Annotated in this window: 12 protein-coding genes; 9 read left to right on the top strand and 3 right to left on the bottom strand. The window is 64.8% G+C overall.

Annotated elements, in window-relative coordinates:
- Positions 1–4: 4 nt before the first annotated feature.
- Positions 5–1,309 (bottom strand): CitMHS family transporter, encoded by a 1,305-nt coding sequence (locus FRZ40_RS42925; protein WP_147238324.1) that lies wholly within the window; start codon positions 1,307–1,309, stop codon positions 5–7.
- Between the two features lie 100 nt (positions 1,310–1,409).
- Between FRZ40_RS42925 and FRZ40_RS42930 the strand changes: the two genes are divergently transcribed.
- From FRZ40_RS42930 to FRZ40_RS42940, 3 genes are all read left to right on the top strand, one after another.
- On the top strand, positions 1,410–2,303 hold the full coding sequence (locus tag FRZ40_RS42930) for a LysR family transcriptional regulator (protein WP_028369432.1): 894 nt from the start codon (positions 1,410–1,412) through the stop codon (positions 2,301–2,303).
- Between the two features lie 285 nt (positions 2,304–2,588).
- Positions 2,589–6,590, top strand: coding sequence for a response regulator (locus FRZ40_RS42935; protein ID WP_240057512.1), 4,002 nt, complete (start codon positions 2,589–2,591; stop codon positions 6,588–6,590).
- A complete protein-coding gene (locus tag FRZ40_RS42940) occupies positions 6,584–7,537 on the top strand; it encodes a diguanylate cyclase domain-containing protein (protein WP_147238325.1) in 954 nt (317 codons plus the stop codon). The genes FRZ40_RS42935 and FRZ40_RS42940 overlap by 7 nt, the downstream gene beginning before the upstream one ends.
- 24 nt (positions 7,538–7,561) lie before the next feature.
- On the opposite strand, the gene FRZ40_RS42945 is transcribed toward FRZ40_RS42940, so the two are convergent.
- A complete protein-coding gene (locus tag FRZ40_RS42945) occupies positions 7,562–8,443 on the bottom strand; it encodes a LysR family transcriptional regulator (protein WP_028369429.1) in 882 nt (293 codons plus the stop codon).
- Between the two features lie 148 nt (positions 8,444–8,591).
- Here FRZ40_RS42945 and FRZ40_RS42950 point away from each other — a divergent pair, with 148 nt between their 5' ends.
- The 6 genes from FRZ40_RS42950 to FRZ40_RS42975 are packed head-to-tail and all read left to right on the top strand — an operon-like array spanning position 8,592 to position 15,761.
- Positions 8,592–9,614: an ABC transporter ATP-binding protein gene (locus FRZ40_RS42950; RefSeq protein ID WP_147238326.1), complete on the top strand. Its 1,023-nt coding sequence runs from the start codon at positions 8,592–8,594 to the stop codon at positions 9,612–9,614.
- Positions 9,611–10,696, top strand: a complete 1,086-nt coding sequence (locus FRZ40_RS42955; RefSeq protein WP_028369427.1) for an ABC transporter ATP-binding protein — start codon at positions 9,611–9,613, stop codon at positions 10,694–10,696. The genes FRZ40_RS42950 and FRZ40_RS42955 overlap by 4 nt, the downstream gene beginning before the upstream one ends.
- 45 nt (positions 10,697–10,741) lie before the next feature.
- Positions 10,742–12,238, top strand: a complete 1,497-nt coding sequence (locus tag FRZ40_RS42960) for an ABC transporter substrate-binding protein (RefSeq protein WP_147238327.1) — start codon at positions 10,742–10,744, stop codon at positions 12,236–12,238.
- 5 nt (positions 12,239–12,243) lie between these two features.
- The gene (locus FRZ40_RS42965) at positions 12,244–13,188 is read left to right on the top strand and encodes an ABC transporter permease (protein ID WP_147238328.1); all 945 of its coding nucleotides are present in this window, start codon (positions 12,244–12,246) and stop codon (positions 13,186–13,188) included.
- A complete protein-coding gene (locus tag FRZ40_RS42970) occupies positions 13,188–14,072 on the top strand; it encodes an ABC transporter permease (protein ID WP_028369424.1) in 885 nt (294 codons plus the stop codon). The genes FRZ40_RS42965 and FRZ40_RS42970 overlap by 1 nt, the downstream gene beginning before the upstream one ends.
- A gap of 51 nt (positions 14,073–14,123) precedes the next feature.
- A complete protein-coding gene (locus tag FRZ40_RS42975; protein WP_028369423.1) occupies positions 14,124–15,761 on the top strand; it encodes a gamma-glutamyltransferase family protein in 1,638 nt (545 codons plus the stop codon).
- A gap of 48 nt (positions 15,762–15,809) precedes the next feature.
- Here FRZ40_RS42975 and FRZ40_RS42980 read toward each other — a convergent pair whose 3' ends face one another.
- A complete protein-coding gene (locus tag FRZ40_RS42980) occupies positions 15,810–16,730 on the bottom strand; it encodes a response regulator (RefSeq protein WP_147238329.1) in 921 nt (306 codons plus the stop codon).
- Positions 16,731–16,832: the final 102 nt, after the last annotated feature.

A 16,832-nucleotide genomic window follows, 5' to 3' on the forward strand; every position in this document is an offset into this window, starting at 1 on the left:
TCCTTCACAGCGGAAATATGCCGAGCGCGACGCACGCGATCGTCATCACGATCGACGCGCCGAACAGCAGGGGAAACGTGAACTTCTGATGATCCGCGAGATCGATGCCGCACAGGCCGACAACGAGAAACGTCGCGGGCGTGAGCGGGCTCACGGGGAAGCCGGTGGTCATCTGGCCGAGCAGCGCGGCCTGTCCGACGTGCACGGACGGCACGCCCAGTTGCGACGCCACTTCCGCGATCACGGGCAGCACGCCGAAATAGAACGAATCGGGATCGAAGAGCATCGAGAGCGGCATCGACGCGATACCGAGCGCTACGGGAATGTGGCTGGCCATCGACGGCGGCACGAAGCCGACGGCTGCCTGCGCCATCGCCTTCAGCATGCCGCTGCCCTGCATGATCCCGGTGAAGACGCCTGCCGCGAGCAGAATGCCCGCCATCATCAGCGCGGCGCGCGCATGCGCGTCGATGCGCTTGCGCTGCATGTCGACGTTCGGATAGTTCACCATCAACGCGATGCACAGCCCAACCATGAACATGATCGCGGGCGGAATCTTCTCGCCCATCGCGACCATCGTGCCGAGCACGACGATCGTCAGGATGATGTTGAACCAGAAGTTCTTCGGGCGGCGCAGCGCTTCTTCCTCCCGCGTGAGCGTGCGCTCGGGCACGGGCATGGAGCCGCTCGCGCTCGAATAACCGAGACGCTTCTCTTCGCGGCGGCCGAGCCAGTACGCCATGCCGAACACGAATACGAGTCCGACAGCCTGCACGGGGATGAGCGGATTGAATAGCGATGAAATCGGCAGATGAAGCGATGCCGATGCGCGGATCATCGGTCCCGTCCAGGGCAGAAAGTTGATGCCTGCCGCCATCGACACGGCCGCGGCCAGCACCCGCTTGTCCATATCGAGGCGCTCGTAAAGCGGCAGCATCGCGGGGATCGTTACGAGAAAGCACACCGCGCCGGAGCCGTCGAGATGAATGAGCAGTGCGAGCAGCGTCGTGCCCATCACGATACGCGTCGGTTTCGTGCCGACCGCGCGCAGGATGCGGTCGATGATGGGATCGAGCGTGCCTGCGTCCGTGATCGTGCCGAAGTAGAGAATCGCGAACACGAACATGCCGACGACAGGCGCGAGGCTCTTGAGGCCGTCGATGACGAACTTGCTGGTCTGCAAGCCGAAGCCGCCGATCAGCGAAGCCGCGATCGGCACGATGATGAGCGCGACGAGCGGCGACATGCGTTTCGAAAGAATCGCCCCGAGCAGGACGACGATGGTGGCGAGCCCCAGCAAAGGCAGCATGGAAGTGTCTCCGAATCTTGTCTTTTGATGGGTTTCAGCGTAAGTTCGACGCGGCAATTACACAATTGAAATGATTTGATCGCAGAAATCACGAATCGTAATGGATCTGAATCTTCGCGATATCCGGGCGCTGGTCGCCGTGGCGGAGGCGGGCAGCTTCACGCGCGCGGCGGAGCGTCTGCATCTGTCGCAACCGGCGCTCACGGTGCAGATACGCAGGCTGGAGGACGTGGTCGGCGCGCGCCTGTTCGACCGCAATAGCCGCAATGTCGCGCTGACGCCGACCGGCCGCGAGCTGCTGCCGCTCCTGCGCAAATCGCTGCAGGACATGGAGAACGTGCTGCGCGACGCGCGCGCATTGGGCGAAGGGGAAAGCGGCGCGATCCGCATCGCCTGTTTGCCGACGTTCGCGGCCAGCGTGCTGCCGGAACTCATCATCGATATGAAGCGCGAGGTGCCGCGCGCCGTCTTTCAGATTCGCGATGTCGTGGCGAGCACCGTGAATTCGCTCGTGCGCAACGAGGAAGCCGATATCGGCCTGACGGGCGGCGAGGTGGCCGATCCGCTGCTCGAGGTGCTGCATACGGGTGTGGACCGGCTCGTAGCCGTGTGTCCGCGCGGCCATCCTCTGGCGAAGAAGCGCCGCATCGGTTCGAGCGATCTGGCGCGCACGCCGCTCGTGCTCACGGCGCCGGGCACGAGCGTGCGGGCCGTCGTCGATGCGGCGCTCAGCGGGCTACGCGAGCCTTTCGATGTCGCGTGCGAACCCACCTATATGATGACGGCCGTCGCCATGGTGCGCGCCGGACTTGGCGTGACCATCCTGCCTGAGACCGCGCGCGAGGTGCGCGCCGAGTCCGGGCTCGTCGTGAAAGCGATCGACGATCCCGCGTTTGTCAGGTCGATTGCGATCGTCAAGAAGCGCGGCAGAACCTTGCCGGCAATAACGGACAAGTTCGTGAAACTGATGCGTCAAGGTGTCGTGACTGAGTGAAGCACGCATCGTGGAAAAGGCTGGCCGCGCGTCCCCAGCGCTGCATTGGCAAGCGGATCAAAGTGCATGAAACGGCATTTCGGCCACCTGATCGCGAACCGCTTTAAAGAACGACCGGCCATTGTCGTTAACCGGAAAGTCAAGGTAGTCTCGGCCTAAGGCACTGTCCTTGCATGCGCCGTGGTCGCTGCACGTGCTATTCAGCGATTGCCACGCAACAACAGGCGGCAAAAATGACACACAGGCCACCTTCCACTGATGCGGTAAGCATGTCGGAGACTTCGCTTGGCCAGTCGGATTTTCAGACGCGTATCTCTTCCCATCCGGGTGACGCTGTTCATCGTCATCGTGTGCGCGCTGCTGATCGGCAGCGACGTATGGCGCAGCGCGACCTCGCGTCGCGACCAGATGGAAGAAATGTCCGTCGCGACGGCAAACCTTGCACGCGCGATGGCGCAGCACGCCGACGACACTATCCGGCAGGCCGACACCACGCTCGTCGACGTGGTCGAGCGCGTCGAACATGACGGCGTAAGCCCCGCCGCGCTCGAACGGCTGCATCGGCTGTTCATCCAGCGCGCCGCGGAATTGCCGCAACTGGACGGCCTCTATCTGTACGATCGCGACGGCAACTGGCTCGCGAATTCGCAGCCGGCGCTCGTCAAGAACTTCAACAACGCCGATCGCGAGTATTTCGTTTATCACCGCACGCATGCCGATCGTGGCGTGCATATCGGCATGCCCGTGCAAAGCCGCTCGACGGGCAAATGGATCGTTCCCGTCTCGCGGCGCGTCGACGGGCCGGACGGACAGTTCGCCGGCGTCGTGCTCGCGACCGTCGGCATCGATTTCTTCACGCGCTTCTACGACAGCCTCGACATCGGCCGATACGGCGCCGTTGCGCTCGTCGCCGACAACGGTGTGATGGTGGTGCGGCGTCCGTTCGAAACGCGCTTCGTCGGCAAGAACGTCGCCGATACGATGCTGTTCCGGGTGCATCAGCAGTCGCGCGAGACGGCCAGCTTCGTCTCGAAGTCCGCGCAGGACGGCGTCACGCGCCTGAACAGCGAGCGCACCCTGAGCCACTATCCGCTGTTCGTGGTGGCCGCGCTCGCGCAGGACGAAATTCTCGCGCGGTGGTGGTCGGACACGCTGTGGCACGCGGCGGGCACGACGGTGCTGGTGCTGATGCTCGCGGTGTTCGGCTGGCGGCTGGTGCGCAACGCCAACTTGCGCACGCGGGTCGAGCGCAAGCTGGCCGCGAGTCTCGAAACGCGCCGCGCGATTCTCGACACGGCTGTCAATCCCATCATCACGCTCGACCGTTCGGGCGTGATCCTGTCGCTCAATCCGGCGGGCGAAAAGGCGTTCGGTTACGCCGAAGATGAGATCGCCGGCAAGGACGTGCGCGTGCTCGTGTCGGGCACGGTCCACGAATTGTTCGACCGCTACGCGTCGCAGTTCGCCGGGCGCGGCGCGTCGGATTCGCACGACATCGTCAGCGAATGCGAACTGGCGGGCTTGCGCAAGGACGGCAGCGTGTTCCCCGTGCATGTGTCGACGGGGGCGATGGTGATGGGCGGCGAGCGCCGCTTCGTGTGCGTGATCACCGACATGTCCGTGCAGATCCGCGAGCGCGCCGAGTTGTCGGAGGCGCGCGACCAGTTGCTGCTCGCGGCGGATATCGCGGAACTCGGCATCTGGTCGTGGGAATTTACGAACGACGCGCTGCGCTGGAACGCGCGCATGTTCGAGATTTTCGGCATGAGCGCGACGCCCGCCGAGGGCTTGCATTTCGAGCACTGGCTGTCGCGCGTGCACGAGGAAGACCGCCCGGCAGCCGTCGAACGGCTTGAAGCCGCGTTTGCCGGCGAAGTGACGTCGAAGCACATCCAATTGCCGCTCTACCGGATCAGCCTGCCCGACGGCGAAATCCGTCATATCCAGACTACTTTCACTGTTCAGCGCGACGCATCGGGCAACCCGGTCGGCATGACGGGTGTCACGCACGACGTCACCGAGCAGCGCAATATCGAGCTTCGTCTGCGCGACGCCAAGCAGCAGGCCGACGCCGCAAACGCGGCGAAATCGGCGTTCCTTGCCAACATGAGCCATGAAATCCGCACGCCGTTGAATGCGGTGCTCGGCATGCTCGATCTCGTGCAATCGACGGGGCTCAACGAGCGCCAAAGCGGCTATGTCGTCAAGGCGGAAACAGCGGCGAAGTCGTTGCTCGGCTTGCTGAACGACGTGCTCGACTATTCGAAGATCGAGGCGGGCAAGCTGCAGCTCGACACGCATGCGTTCGAAATCGAGCCGTTGATGCAGGATCTCGGCGTCGTGCTGTCGGGCAACCAGTACGACAAAGAGGTCGAAGTGCTGTTCGATATCAGCCCCGACCTGCCGCCCGTCGTGATCGGCGACAGCTTGCGGCTGCAGCAGGTGCTCGTGAATCTCGCGGGCAATGCGCTCAAGTTCACGATCAAAGGCCAGGTGGTCGTCAGCTTCACGCTGCTGTCGCGGCTCGATACGGGCGTGCGCGTGCGCATCGCGGTGACGGACAGCGGCATCGGCATCAGCGAGGCGCAGCTCGGCCAGATTTTCGAAGGCTTCAGCCAGGCTGAAGTGTCAACGACGCGCCGCTTCGGCGGCACGGGTCTCGGTCTCGCGATCAGCCGGCGGCTCGTCGAACTGATGGGCGGCAAGCTCGAAGTGGCGAGCGAGTTCGGCAAGGGCAGCCGCTTCTGGTTCGACATCAATCTCGGCGTCAGCGCCGATGTGCACGCGGACGATCTCGATCTGCGTCTGCCGCTCGATCGCCGCTTGCGGGTGCTCGTCGCCGACGACAACGGCATTGCGCGCGAAGTGCTGTCGCGCACGGCGCGCGCGCTAGGCTGGGAAGCGGACGTGGTGCCGGGCGGCATTTCGGCTGTGAAGCTCGCAGCGGCCGCCGAGCGCGAGCAGGAAGGCTACGATGTGATCCTGCTCGACTGGCGCATGCCCGACCTCGACGGGCTGTCGGCGGCGCGGCGCATCGACGAAGCGCGTGCGGGCCGCAGCGCGCCCGCCATCGTGATGATCACGGCATATGGTCAGGAAGTGCTGGCGGCTGCGCAGGAATCCGACGACATGCCGTTCGATGCCTTCGTCACGAAGCCCGTCACGCCGCGCCAGCTTGCGCAGACCGTGCAGCGCGTGCTGACGGGGCCGAAGGCCGCGCACCCGCGACGGCCATCGCGCGCGCCCGTGGGCGAAGGGCGTCTTGCCGGACTCACGCTGCTCGTGGTCGAAGACAATCCGCTCAATCGCGAAGTGGCCGAAGGCCTGTTGAGCCGCGAAGGCGCGCATGTGGTGCTGGCCGAAAGCGGCCTCGAGGGCGTCGAGAAGGTGCTGACGGGCACGCGCGTGTTCGACGCGGTGCTGATGGACATGCAGATGCCCGACGTCGACGGGCTCGAAGCGACGCGGCTGATTCGCGCGCACGGCCGCTTCGCGGCGCTGCCGATCGTCGCGATGACGGCGAACGCGACACGCGCGGACCGCGATGCGTGTCTCGCGGCGGGCATGAACGATCATGTCGGCAAGCCGATCGACGTGAAGCATCTGGTCGACGTGCTGCTCGCGCAGACGCGCGCGATTGCGCTGCCCGTCGCCACCGACGCGCGCGCCCCCGATGATGCGCCGGCGAGCGAGTTGCTCGAACGCAAGGAATCGATCGTCGGGCGTTTTGGCGGCAGCGAGGATCTGATTCGCAAGGCGCTCGGCGTGTTCGTTGGCGAGATGGAGCGGCACCTGGACGACTTGCGTGAAGAAGCGGAGCAGAACGGCGAGGGACGCAGCGCGGCTTTGCTGCACGCGATCAAGGGCAGTGCGGGAACAATGGGCGCGAAGACGCTCGCGGATTTCGCGGCGGCGCTCGAACATCGCGTGCACGAACGGGATGAGAACGATGCGGCCGTGACGCCTGGCGAAGTGGACCGGCTCGAACGTCTGCTGATCGACAGTGTCACGCAGTTGCGCGTCGTGTTCGGCGACAGGCATAACGGGCACGCCGCGGACGTCGCTGAACAGTTGGAGACGCAAGAGTATCGGGCGCGGCTGGGCCGCCTGCTCGAACGTCTGGAGGCATCCAATCTGGAGGCGCTCGATCTTGCCGAAACGCTCGCGCCGCACGTGCCGTCGGAATTGCAGCCGCGTTTCGACCGGCTGCTCGCCGAGATCGAAGCGCTGGACTTCGTCACGGCGGCTGCCAGTACACGCGAGATGCTGGATCAATTGACATGCTAGAACACATCCCCGGCGACTTGGCCCACACGTTCACGCTGCGTCCGAAGCTGCTGATCGCGGACGATCAGCCCGTCAACGTCCGGGCGCTGCACGCGCTCTTCAAGGACGATTGCGACGTGTTCATGGCGACCAGCGGCGCGCAGACCATCGAGCTGTGCCGCAAGGTGCTGCCCGATCTGATCCTGCTCGACGTCGTGATGGACGGCATGGATGGCCATGAAGTCTGCCGCCGCCTGAAGGCCGATCCGCTGACGCATACGATTCCCGTCATTTTCGTCACTGCGCAGGCGGATGAAGCCGACGAAGAGTACGGGCTGTCGCTCGGCGCGGTCGATTTCATCACGAAGCCGATCAAGCCGGCCATCGTGCGGGCGCGGGTGCGCGCGCATCTTTCGCTGAAAATGCAGGGCGACGTGCTGCGCTCGATTGCGCTCGTCGACGGGCTGACGGGCGTCGGCAACCGGCGCAAGTTCGAGGAAGATCTCGATGCGAGCTGGCGGCATTGCCTGCGCGAATCGGCGCCGCTGTCGCTGGTGATGGTCGACGTCGATTACTTCAAGCGCTACAACGACCGTTACGGGCATCAGGCGGGCGACCGCTGCTTGCAGACCGTCGCGAAACGCCTGACAGAAACGCTGCGCCGTCCTTACGACACGGTTGGGCGATATGGCGGCGAAGAATTCGCGTGCCTGCTGCCGAACACGCCGCTCGAATCGGCGACGCGGATCGCATTGAAGATGGAGGAAGGCGTGCGCGCGCTCAAGCTCGAACATGTCGATTCGGGCTGCGCGGATACCGTGACGATCTCGGCGGGCGTGGCGACGCTGATGCCGACCACGGACGCGCGATCCGCCGAACTCGTTGAAGCCGCCGACCAGCAGCTTTATGAGGCGAAGCATGCGGGGCGGGGGCGGGTGGCTTCGGCGATGCGGATGATGGAGGGGTGATCGTTCGCGGTTCTTTCTGGCGCCTCACCCCCTATCCCTTGGCCTCGCCTGCAACGTCTCCACGATCTCGCGCATCAGCGCCTTCCGGTCATCCGACGCGCGCTGCACCATGCCGACCGTACGCAGCGTCGGCGGACTCGATATCGGAATCACGCGCAGCAACGGATCGTTCAGCCAGTTGCCGCGTATCAGCAGCGGCAGCACCGCGACGCCGACCTTCTCGCGCACCAACGCGACGATCGTCTCGATCGAATTGAGTTCGAGATACTCGTTCACCATCAGGCCCGCCTTCTGCAACGCCTGCTCGACCACCTGCCCGGTGCGCACGCGCCGGTCGAAGCGCAGAAAACCCTGGCTGCGCAGAATGCGCTGCGGATCGTTATCGCCGACATCGCGGCTCACGACGAGCATCATCGGCTCGGTATAGAGCGTGGTCCATTTGAGCGTGTCGGGCAGCGTCTCGTCCGCGCGCGCGACCACGGCGGCGACGTCGACTTCGCCCGCTTCGACCATGTTCGCCAGTTCGTCTGAGCGCGCCGACAGCAGCCGCACGTCGAGCCGCGGATGCGACGCCTTGAGCCGCGCGACAGCCAGCGACAGCGCACCGATCACCGACACCACTGCGCCGATCGTCACCGGCCCCTCCATCGCGTCCGTCGGCCTCGCTTCCAGTTCGGCGAGCAGATCGAGGATTTGCTCGACCTTCGGCCAGATCGTATGACCGTGCTGCGTCAGCGTGATCTGCCGGCCCCGGCGGTCGAACAGCTGGCGCCCCAGCGCTTCTTCGAGCCCGCGCATCTGCAGGCTGACGGCGGCCTGCGTCAACGCGACTTTATCGGCGGCGGCCGAGAACGAGCCCGTGCGGGCAACGGCCTTGAAGGTCTTCAACATGCGAAGCGTCGGCATGGGCAGGTTCCAGTCGAACTCATGATCGACTCATGAGAAAAACTTAAGCGTCGAAAAGAAAGTTTAATATTTTTTGTACGAAGCGCGCCATTATGATCGTTAGATGACGATCTGAAAGGACGAGCAAGACAATGCGGAGTCACCAGGCATGACAGGTGCTGAACGCCGGCCGGTTCTCGATGTACGAGGCTTCTCGCTGAAGTTCTCGAATTCGCCCGATGTCCCCAACGTCGTCGACAACGTCTCGTTTCCCGTCCATGCCGGCGAGACCTTGTGCATGGTCGGCGAGTCGGGTTGCGGCAAGAGCGTCACGTCGCTGGCGCTGATGGGACTGCTTGCGAGTCCGCCCGCGCGGCGCGTCGCGGGCACCGCGCAATTCGAAGGCGTGGATCTGTTCGCGCTGTCGGAGCGCGAACTGGCCGACATTCGCGGCAACCGCATGTCGATGATCTTCCAGGAGCCGATGACTTCGCTCAATCCTGCTTACACGATCGGCGATCAGATTGGCGAGAGCATCCGGCGGCATCGCGGCGTGAACCGCGCGCAAGCGCGTGACGAAGCGTTGAAGATGCTGCGCCTCGTCCATATTCCCGCACCCGAAACGCGGCTCGACGCGTTTCCGCATCAACTGTCGGGCGGTATGCGCCAGCGCGTGATGATCGCGATGGCGCTCGCGAACAGCCCGCGTCTCCTGATCGCCGACGAACCCACTACCGCGCTCGACGTGACCATTCAGGCGCAAGTGCTGTCGCTCGTGCGCACGCTGCAGGCGGAAACGGGCACGGCGATGCTGCTGATCACGCACGATCTCGGCGTGGTCGCCGAAGTCGCGGATCATGTCGCCGTGATGTATGCGGGCAGGATCGTCGAATATGGCACGGTCGCCGATCTGTTCGACGATCCGCAGCATCCGTACACGATCGGCCTGATGGGCGCGATTCCGTCCGTCGGCAAGCGCGAAGGCGCGCTCGCGACGATACGCGGCTCGGTGCCTTCGCCGGAACAGATGCCGCGCGGCTGCCGTTTCGCGCCACGCTGTCCGTTCGCGGAGCCACGCTGCTTCGACTCGGCGCCGCCCGAGCGCACGCTGTCCGGCGAGCATCGCGTCGCCTGCTGGCTCGCGCCTGTCGAACAGATCTTGAAGCCCGCGCAGCAGAAGGTCACGACATGAAACCGGCCATCCTCGAAGCCAGCGCGCTGACGAAGCGCTTCGGCGGCGAACGCCACCTGTTCGCGCGCACGCCGACCGTGCATGCCGTCAACGACGTCTCGTTCGCCGTGCAGACGGGCGAGACGTTCGCGATCGTCGGCGAATCGGGTTGCGGCAAGTCGACGCTCGGCCGTCTGCTGCTGCGCCTGATCGACGCGACGCAAGGCCGCGTGATCTATCAGGGCGAAGACATCACGCACTGGCAGGGCGCGAAGCTGCGCCGTCTGCGCCGCGAGATGCAGATCATCTTTCAGGATCCGTTCGCGTCGCTCAATCCGGGCATGACGGTCGGGCAGATCATCGGCGAGCCGGTGGCGTTTCATGGGCTTGCACGCAATGCTTCGGAGCGGCGCGAGCGCGTCGCGCAACTGCTGACCAAGGTCGGCTTGCAACCGGCGTATGCGGAGCGCTATCCGCATGAGTTTTCGGGCGGGCAGCGGCAACGCATCGGCATCGCGCGGGCGCTGGCGGGCGAGCCGAAGCTGATCGTCGGCGACGAGCCCGTGTCGGCGCTCGACGTCTCCGTGCAGGCGCAGGTGATCAATCTGCTCGAATCGCTGAAGGCGGAACTCGGCCTCACGCTCGTGATGGTCGCGCACGATCTCGCCGTCATCCGTCACATGAGCGACCGCGTCGCCGTCATGTACCTCGGCGAAATCGTCGAACTCGCGCAGGTCGACGAACTGTTCGACACGCCGCTGCATCCGTACACGCAGGCGCTGCTGCGCGCGATTCCCGCCAGCAGTCCACACGAGCGCCGCACGAAGCCTGCGTTGCAGGGCGATTTGCCGAGCCCGACGGCGCCGCCGCCCGGCTGCCGCTTTCACACGCGCTGCCCGCACGCGAAGCCGCGCTGCGCGCAGGAACGCCCGCTCGCCGAAGTGCTGCCGGGCGGGCGGCAGGTGGCCTGTCATTTCTGGCGAGACGTGCAGAACGCGGGCAGCGGTGCGCCGCTCGTCGCGAGCGTCAGCGCGAAACTGAACGAACGGCTCGCCCTTTACCGCGAGAAGCAGGCAGCAACGATGGCGAACGCGAACCGATAACCCGACTTCCGATTGGCAACCCGAACCGCAACAAGGACACCACGCATGCGAAGAATGTTGATTGCCGCCGCGCTCGCCTTGAGCGCATCTGCCGCGATGGCGCAGAGCACGATCCGAATTGGCCTGCAGGACGATATCGGTTCGCTCGATCCCGCGCGCAGCGTGCAGTTCGTCGACCGGATCGTGTTCGCGTCGCTGTGCAACTCGCTCGTCGACGTGACGCCCGATCTGAAAGTCGTGCCGATGCTCGCCACCTCATGGACGACGAGCGCCGACGGCAAGAGCATGACTTTCAAGCTGCGCCAGGGCGTGAAGTTCCAGAACGACGAGCCGTTCAACGCGGCCGCCGTGAAAGCGAACCTCGACCGCTACCGCAGTCTGCCGACTAGCAACCGCAAGAGCGAACTGTCGTCCGTCGATCACGTCGACGTAGTGGACGACAACACGGTGACGATCGTATTGAAGCAGCCGGACGCCGCGCTGCTCGCCACGCTGTCCGACCGCGCCGGCATGATGCTCGCGCCGAAGACGCTCGCCGACGCCGCCGGCGTCGCGTCCCATCCCGTCTGCTCGGGGCCGTACAGGTTCGTGCAGCGCGTGCAGAACGATCGCGTCGTGCTCGAGAAGTTCGCGGGCTACTGGGACGCGGACAAGTACCCGATCCAGCGCGTCGTGTTCCAGCCGATTCCCGACAGCACCGTGCGTCTCGCGAACCTGCGTTCGGGCTCGCTCGACATGCTCGAACGTCTCGCGCCTTCCGACGTTGCCTCGGTGAAGAGCGACGCGAATCTGCAGTTCAAGCCGGTGACGGGGCTCGGCTTCTACTACGTGACCTTCAACATCAACAACGGTCCGCGCGGCAATGGTCCGCTGAAGGACAAGCGCGTGCGCCAGGCGTTCGAACTGTCGATCGATCGCGATGCCATCGACCAGGTGATCGGCGCGGGCATCTTCACGCCCGCCAATCAGGGCATTCCGAAGTCGAGCCCGTATTACAACGCGTCGCTGCCGACCACGAAGCGCGACGTCGCGAAAGCGAAGGCGCTGCTGAAAGCATCGGGCCACGAGCATCCGACCATCGAGTTCGCCTATCCGAACAACACAGTCGCAAGCCAGATCACGCAGATGCTGCAGGCGATGCTCGGCGAATCCGGCATCACGCTGAAACTGCGGCCGAGCGACTACGCGACGGAACTGAACGCCGGCCATAGCGGCGACTTCGAGGCGATGTACACGGGCTGGTCGGGCCGCGTCGATCCCGACGGCAATCTGCATCAGTTCAACACGTGCGCGGGCAACCTGAACTACGCGCACTACTGCAACCAGCAGGTCGATTCGCTGCTCGACGGGGCGCGCACCAGGCTCACGGCAGCGGAGCGCAAGACGGACTACGACGCGGCCGGCAAGATCCTCGCCGACGACGATCCCATCGTCTATATCTACGCGCAGCCCTGGCCGTTCGTGCTGTCGAAGAAGGTGCAGGGTTTCACGCCTTCAGCCGACGGCCTCGTGCGTCTGCGCGGCGTGTCGATCAAGGGCTGAGCGTCATGCTGCGGATCATCGCGAATCGCATGCTGGTAGCCGTGCCGACGCTGATCCTGGTGTCGATGCTGATCTTCGGCCTGCAAAAGCTGCTGCCGGGCGACCCGGTGCTGGCGATGGCAGGCGAAGATCAGGACGCGCAGGTCATCGCGACGCTGCGCGTGAAGTATCACCTCGATCAGCCGGTGCCGACGCAGTACGCACTGTGGGTGCGCGATGTCGCGCATGGCGATCTCGGTGCGTCGCTGCGCACGGACGTGCCCGTGCGCTCGCTGATCGCGCAGAAGCTGCCCGTCACGATCCAGCTGGCGGTGATGGCGATGATCCTCGCAATCGGCATCGGCATCCCGGCCGGCGTGATTTCGGCGGCGAGCCGCGGCGGTCCGCTCGACTACGCGGCGAACATCTTCGCGCTGTCGGGCATGTCGATCCCGAACTTCTGGCTCGGCATTATGCTGATCTTCATCGTGTCGGTGCGCTGGCATCTGTTGCCGTCGTCGGGTTATGTGTCGCCGGGCGAGGACTTCTGGCTGAGCATCAAGACGATGCTGATGCCCGCATTCGTGCTGGGCGCGGCGCTCGGCGCGCAGCTGATGCGTCACACGCGCAGTGCGATGCTCGGCGTGTTGCGCACGGACTACATCCGCACCGCGCGCGCGAAGGGTCTGTTGCGCGGCGCCGTGGTCGTCAAGCATGCGTTCCGTAATGCGCTGATTCCCATCGTCACCGTGCTCGCGCTGCTGTTCGGCGAACTGCTCGCGGGCGCCGTGCTGACGGAACAGGTGTTCACGATTCCCGGCTTCGGCAAGCTGGTCGTCGATGCCGTGTTCAATCGCGATTACCCCGTCGTGCAAGGCGTCGTGCTCGTCACCGCGCTCGCGTTCATCGTTGTGAATCTGTTCGCCGACGTGCTGTACATCCTGCTCAATCCAAGACTGAGGCGCAGCTGATGGCTACTCCACTCGATGCCCGCTCCGTGCCGTCTGCGGGCGCCTTGCCGCGTCGCAAGCGGCGCGGGCTCGTGCGCTTCATGCGCAACCGGGCGGCCGTGTTCGGCGCGCTCCTCGTCGCGCTCGTCGTGGTGATGGCCGTGTTCGCGCCGTGGCTCACGCAGTACGACCCCGTGCAGGCGAGCTTCATGACCGTGCGCCAGGCGCCGTCGGCGGCCCACTGGTTCGGCACCGACGAACTCGGCCGCGACGTCTTGAGCCGTCTGCTGTACGGCGCGCGCGCCTCGCTGCTGGCGGGCGTCGTGTCGGTCGGCATTGCCGTCGTGCTGGGCGTGCCGCTCGGCTTGCTCGCCGGTTATTTCGGCAAGCTCGTCGACGGCGTGATTTCGCGTATCGCCGATGCGTTGCTGTCGATCCCGTTTCTGATTCTCGCGATCGCGCTGAGCGCATTCCTCGGGCCGAGCCTGACGAACGCAATGGCCGCGATCGGCATTTCGGCGATGCCGCGCTTCATCCGCCTGACGCGCGGGCAGGCGATCAGCGTCAAGGCCGAAGAGTATGTGGAAGGCGCACGCGCGATCGGCCTCGATCACGCGCGCATCATTCTGCGTTACATTCTGCCCAACGTGCTGCCCCCCATCATCGTGCAGGCCAGTCTGACGGTGGCGAGCGCGATCATCGCCGAAGCAAGCCTGTCCTTCCTCGGACTCGGGCAATTGCCGCCCGCGCCGTCGTGGGGATCGATGCTCAACACCGCCAAGGACTTCGTGAGCCAGGCGCCGTGGATGTCGATCTTTCCCGGCATCGCGATCTTCCTGGCCGTGCTCGGCTTCAACCTGCTCGGCGACGGTCTGCGTGACGCGCTCGACCCGCGCGAGTCCTGATTTTTTCCATGACCGTGCCGCGATGGCATCGTCGATCATCAGAGTGACAACATGACAAGCTTCAACTGGCAGAACCCTTATCCGACGCTGCGCATGCCCGTGTTCGCGCGCAACGTCGTGTCGACGTCGCAGCCGCTCGCCGCGCAGGCCGGGCTGCGCATGCTGTGGAAGGGCGGCAATGCAATCGACGCCGCGATCGCCGCGGCCGCCGCCATCACCGTCGTCGAGCCGGTGTCGAACGGTCTGGGCAGCGATGCATTCGCGCTCGTGTGGGACGGCGAGAAACTGCACGGACTGAATGCGTCAGGGGTCGCGCCCGCCGCATGGAACGTCGACTACTTCAAGCGCAAATACGGCGAGAACAACGGTGTCGCGAGCCAGCCCGTGCGCGGCTGGGACACGGTGACGGTGCCGGGCGTGATCGCGGGCTGGGAAGCGCTGCACAAGAAGTTCGGCTCGCTGCCGTTCGCGGACCTGATGGAGCCCGCAATCGACATCGCCGAACGGGGTCACGCCGTGGCGAGCATCGTTGCGCGCAAGTGGGCGGCTGCCGTGCCTGAGCTGAAGAACCAGCCGGGTTTCGCCGATGCGTTCATGCCGCACGGCCGTGCGCCCGAAGTCAGCGAGCTGATCCGGATGCCGGGCCACGCGAAGACCCTGCGGTTGCTCGCGGAAAAAGGTCCGCGCGCGTACTACGAAGGCGAGATCGCCGAGCGGATCGCGGCGTTCTCGCGCGAATGCGGCGGCGCGATGACGCTCGACGATCTGCGCAACTATCGGCCCGACTGGGTCGAGCCGATCGGCAAAGATTATCGCGGCTACACCGTGCATGAGATTCCGCCGAACGGACAGGGCATCGCCGCGCTGATCGCGCTCGGCATTCTCGAACAGTTCGACGTGGCTTCGCTGAAGCTCGACGGGATCGAATCGCAGCACTTGCAGATCGAAGCGATGAAGCTCGCGTTCGCGGATGTCTACCGCTATGTCGCCGATCCGCGTTCGATGGAAGTGACGCCCGAGCAGATGCTCGACGATGCGTACCTGAAATCGCGCGCGAAGCTGATCGACCCGAAGCGCGCGACGCAATTCGGCTTCGGCATGCCGAAGGCGGGCGGCACGATCTACCTGTCGGCAGCCGACGAGCGCGGCATGATGGTCAGCTTCATCCAGTCCAACTACATGGGCTTCGGCTCGGGCTGCGTGGTGCCCGAGATGGGCATTTCGCTGCAAAACCGCGGCTGCGGTTTTTCGATGGATCCGAAGTCGCCGAACGTCGTCGCGGGCGGCAAGCGCCCATTCCACACGATCATCCCGGCCTTCCTCACGCAGCAGGTGGACGGCAGGCAGGAAGCGGTGATGAGCTTCGGCGTGATGGGCGGCGACATGCAGCCGCAAGGGCATTTGCAGACGGTCGTGCGCATGCTCGACTACGGCCAGCAGCCGCAGGCCGCGTGTGACGCGCCGCGCTGGAAGGTCAACCGCGACTTCACGATCGATATCGAATCGACGCTCGATCCGCGCACGGCACGCGAGCTTCAGGGTCTCGGCCATACGATCAAGTCGATCGACGATCCTTATATGGATTTTGGCTCGGGACAGTTCATCTGGAGGCTCGACCGCAACGAACCCGATCGCGGTTATGTTGCCGCGAGCGACAGCCGTCGCGACGGTCTCGCAGCAGGGTTCTGACTGACGGGAGGTGAACGGGGCGGCGGGGCGCATACGCGCCCGCACCGTTCATTCCGGCAACGTGCCTTCGCCGTTCTTGCGCTCGACGCGCCGCGCGGCTTTTTCGACCGCGAGCCAGTATTCGCGCATCGCGCCCATCCGTTTCTGATCGGCGTGCACGGATGCGATCGCGTTCTTTACGCGAGCCTTGAGCACGGTGGGATGCGCGTGATTCAGCACGCTGTCGGCGAGACCTTCGAGCAGTGCGCGTTCGTAATCGGTGGCTGCGCTGTTTGCGCTCTCCATCATCAACAGCACGGGCACGCCTTCGAGGCGCGGCTCCTTCTTCAGCGCCGCGCACAGTTGCATGCCGTTCGCGTCGGGTAGCGCGGCGTCGACGAGAATCACGGTCGGCAGGCTGTGCATCGCGCGTTCGAGCCCTTGTGCGCCCGTCGCGGCGGACACGCAGCGTCCGAGATCGTGCAACAGATCCTGCAGACGGCTCAGGCGGCCGGGATCGCTTTCGATGATCAGGATGTTATCGGGCAGCGCGCCGAGCGTCGGCGGCAGGAACGAGCCGGCGCGAAAGCTTTCCGACTGATCGAGCATCTTGAGACGCTTGCGCAACTGCGTTTCGACGCGCGCGCGCAGCTGGGTTGCGTTCAGCGGCTTGGTGACGTAGTCGGATGCGCCGAGGCGGAACGCGTCGATTTCGAGCGCGGGCGCGTCGTGGCTGGTGACGAAGATGACGGGAATCTTCGCGAGTTCGCTGTCGGCTTTGAGGATTTCGCAGAAGTCGAAACCCGTCATGCCGGGCATGCTTGCGTCGAGCAGGATGAGGTCGGGTGTCGACTGACGTGCGAGCAGCAACCCCATTTCTCCCGAAAGGGCAAAGCGCCGTTCCCCGTAATCAGAAAGCATATCGCTCATGATGCGCACGGTCGCGACGTCGTCGTCGACGATCAGGAGCTTGAACTTGTACGCTGACATGTGATGTGTAGCGCCTTGGAATGGTGGTGCGGCGTTCGTGGACGCCGCTTGCCGGTCTTAAGAGTAGGCGCAGATTCGTTGAGTCTGCAATAGCGAATTTTC

It is taken from the genome of Paraburkholderia azotifigens, assembly GCF_007995085.1.
GTDB lineage: Bacteria > Pseudomonadota > Gammaproteobacteria > Burkholderiales > Burkholderiaceae > Paraburkholderia > Paraburkholderia azotifigens.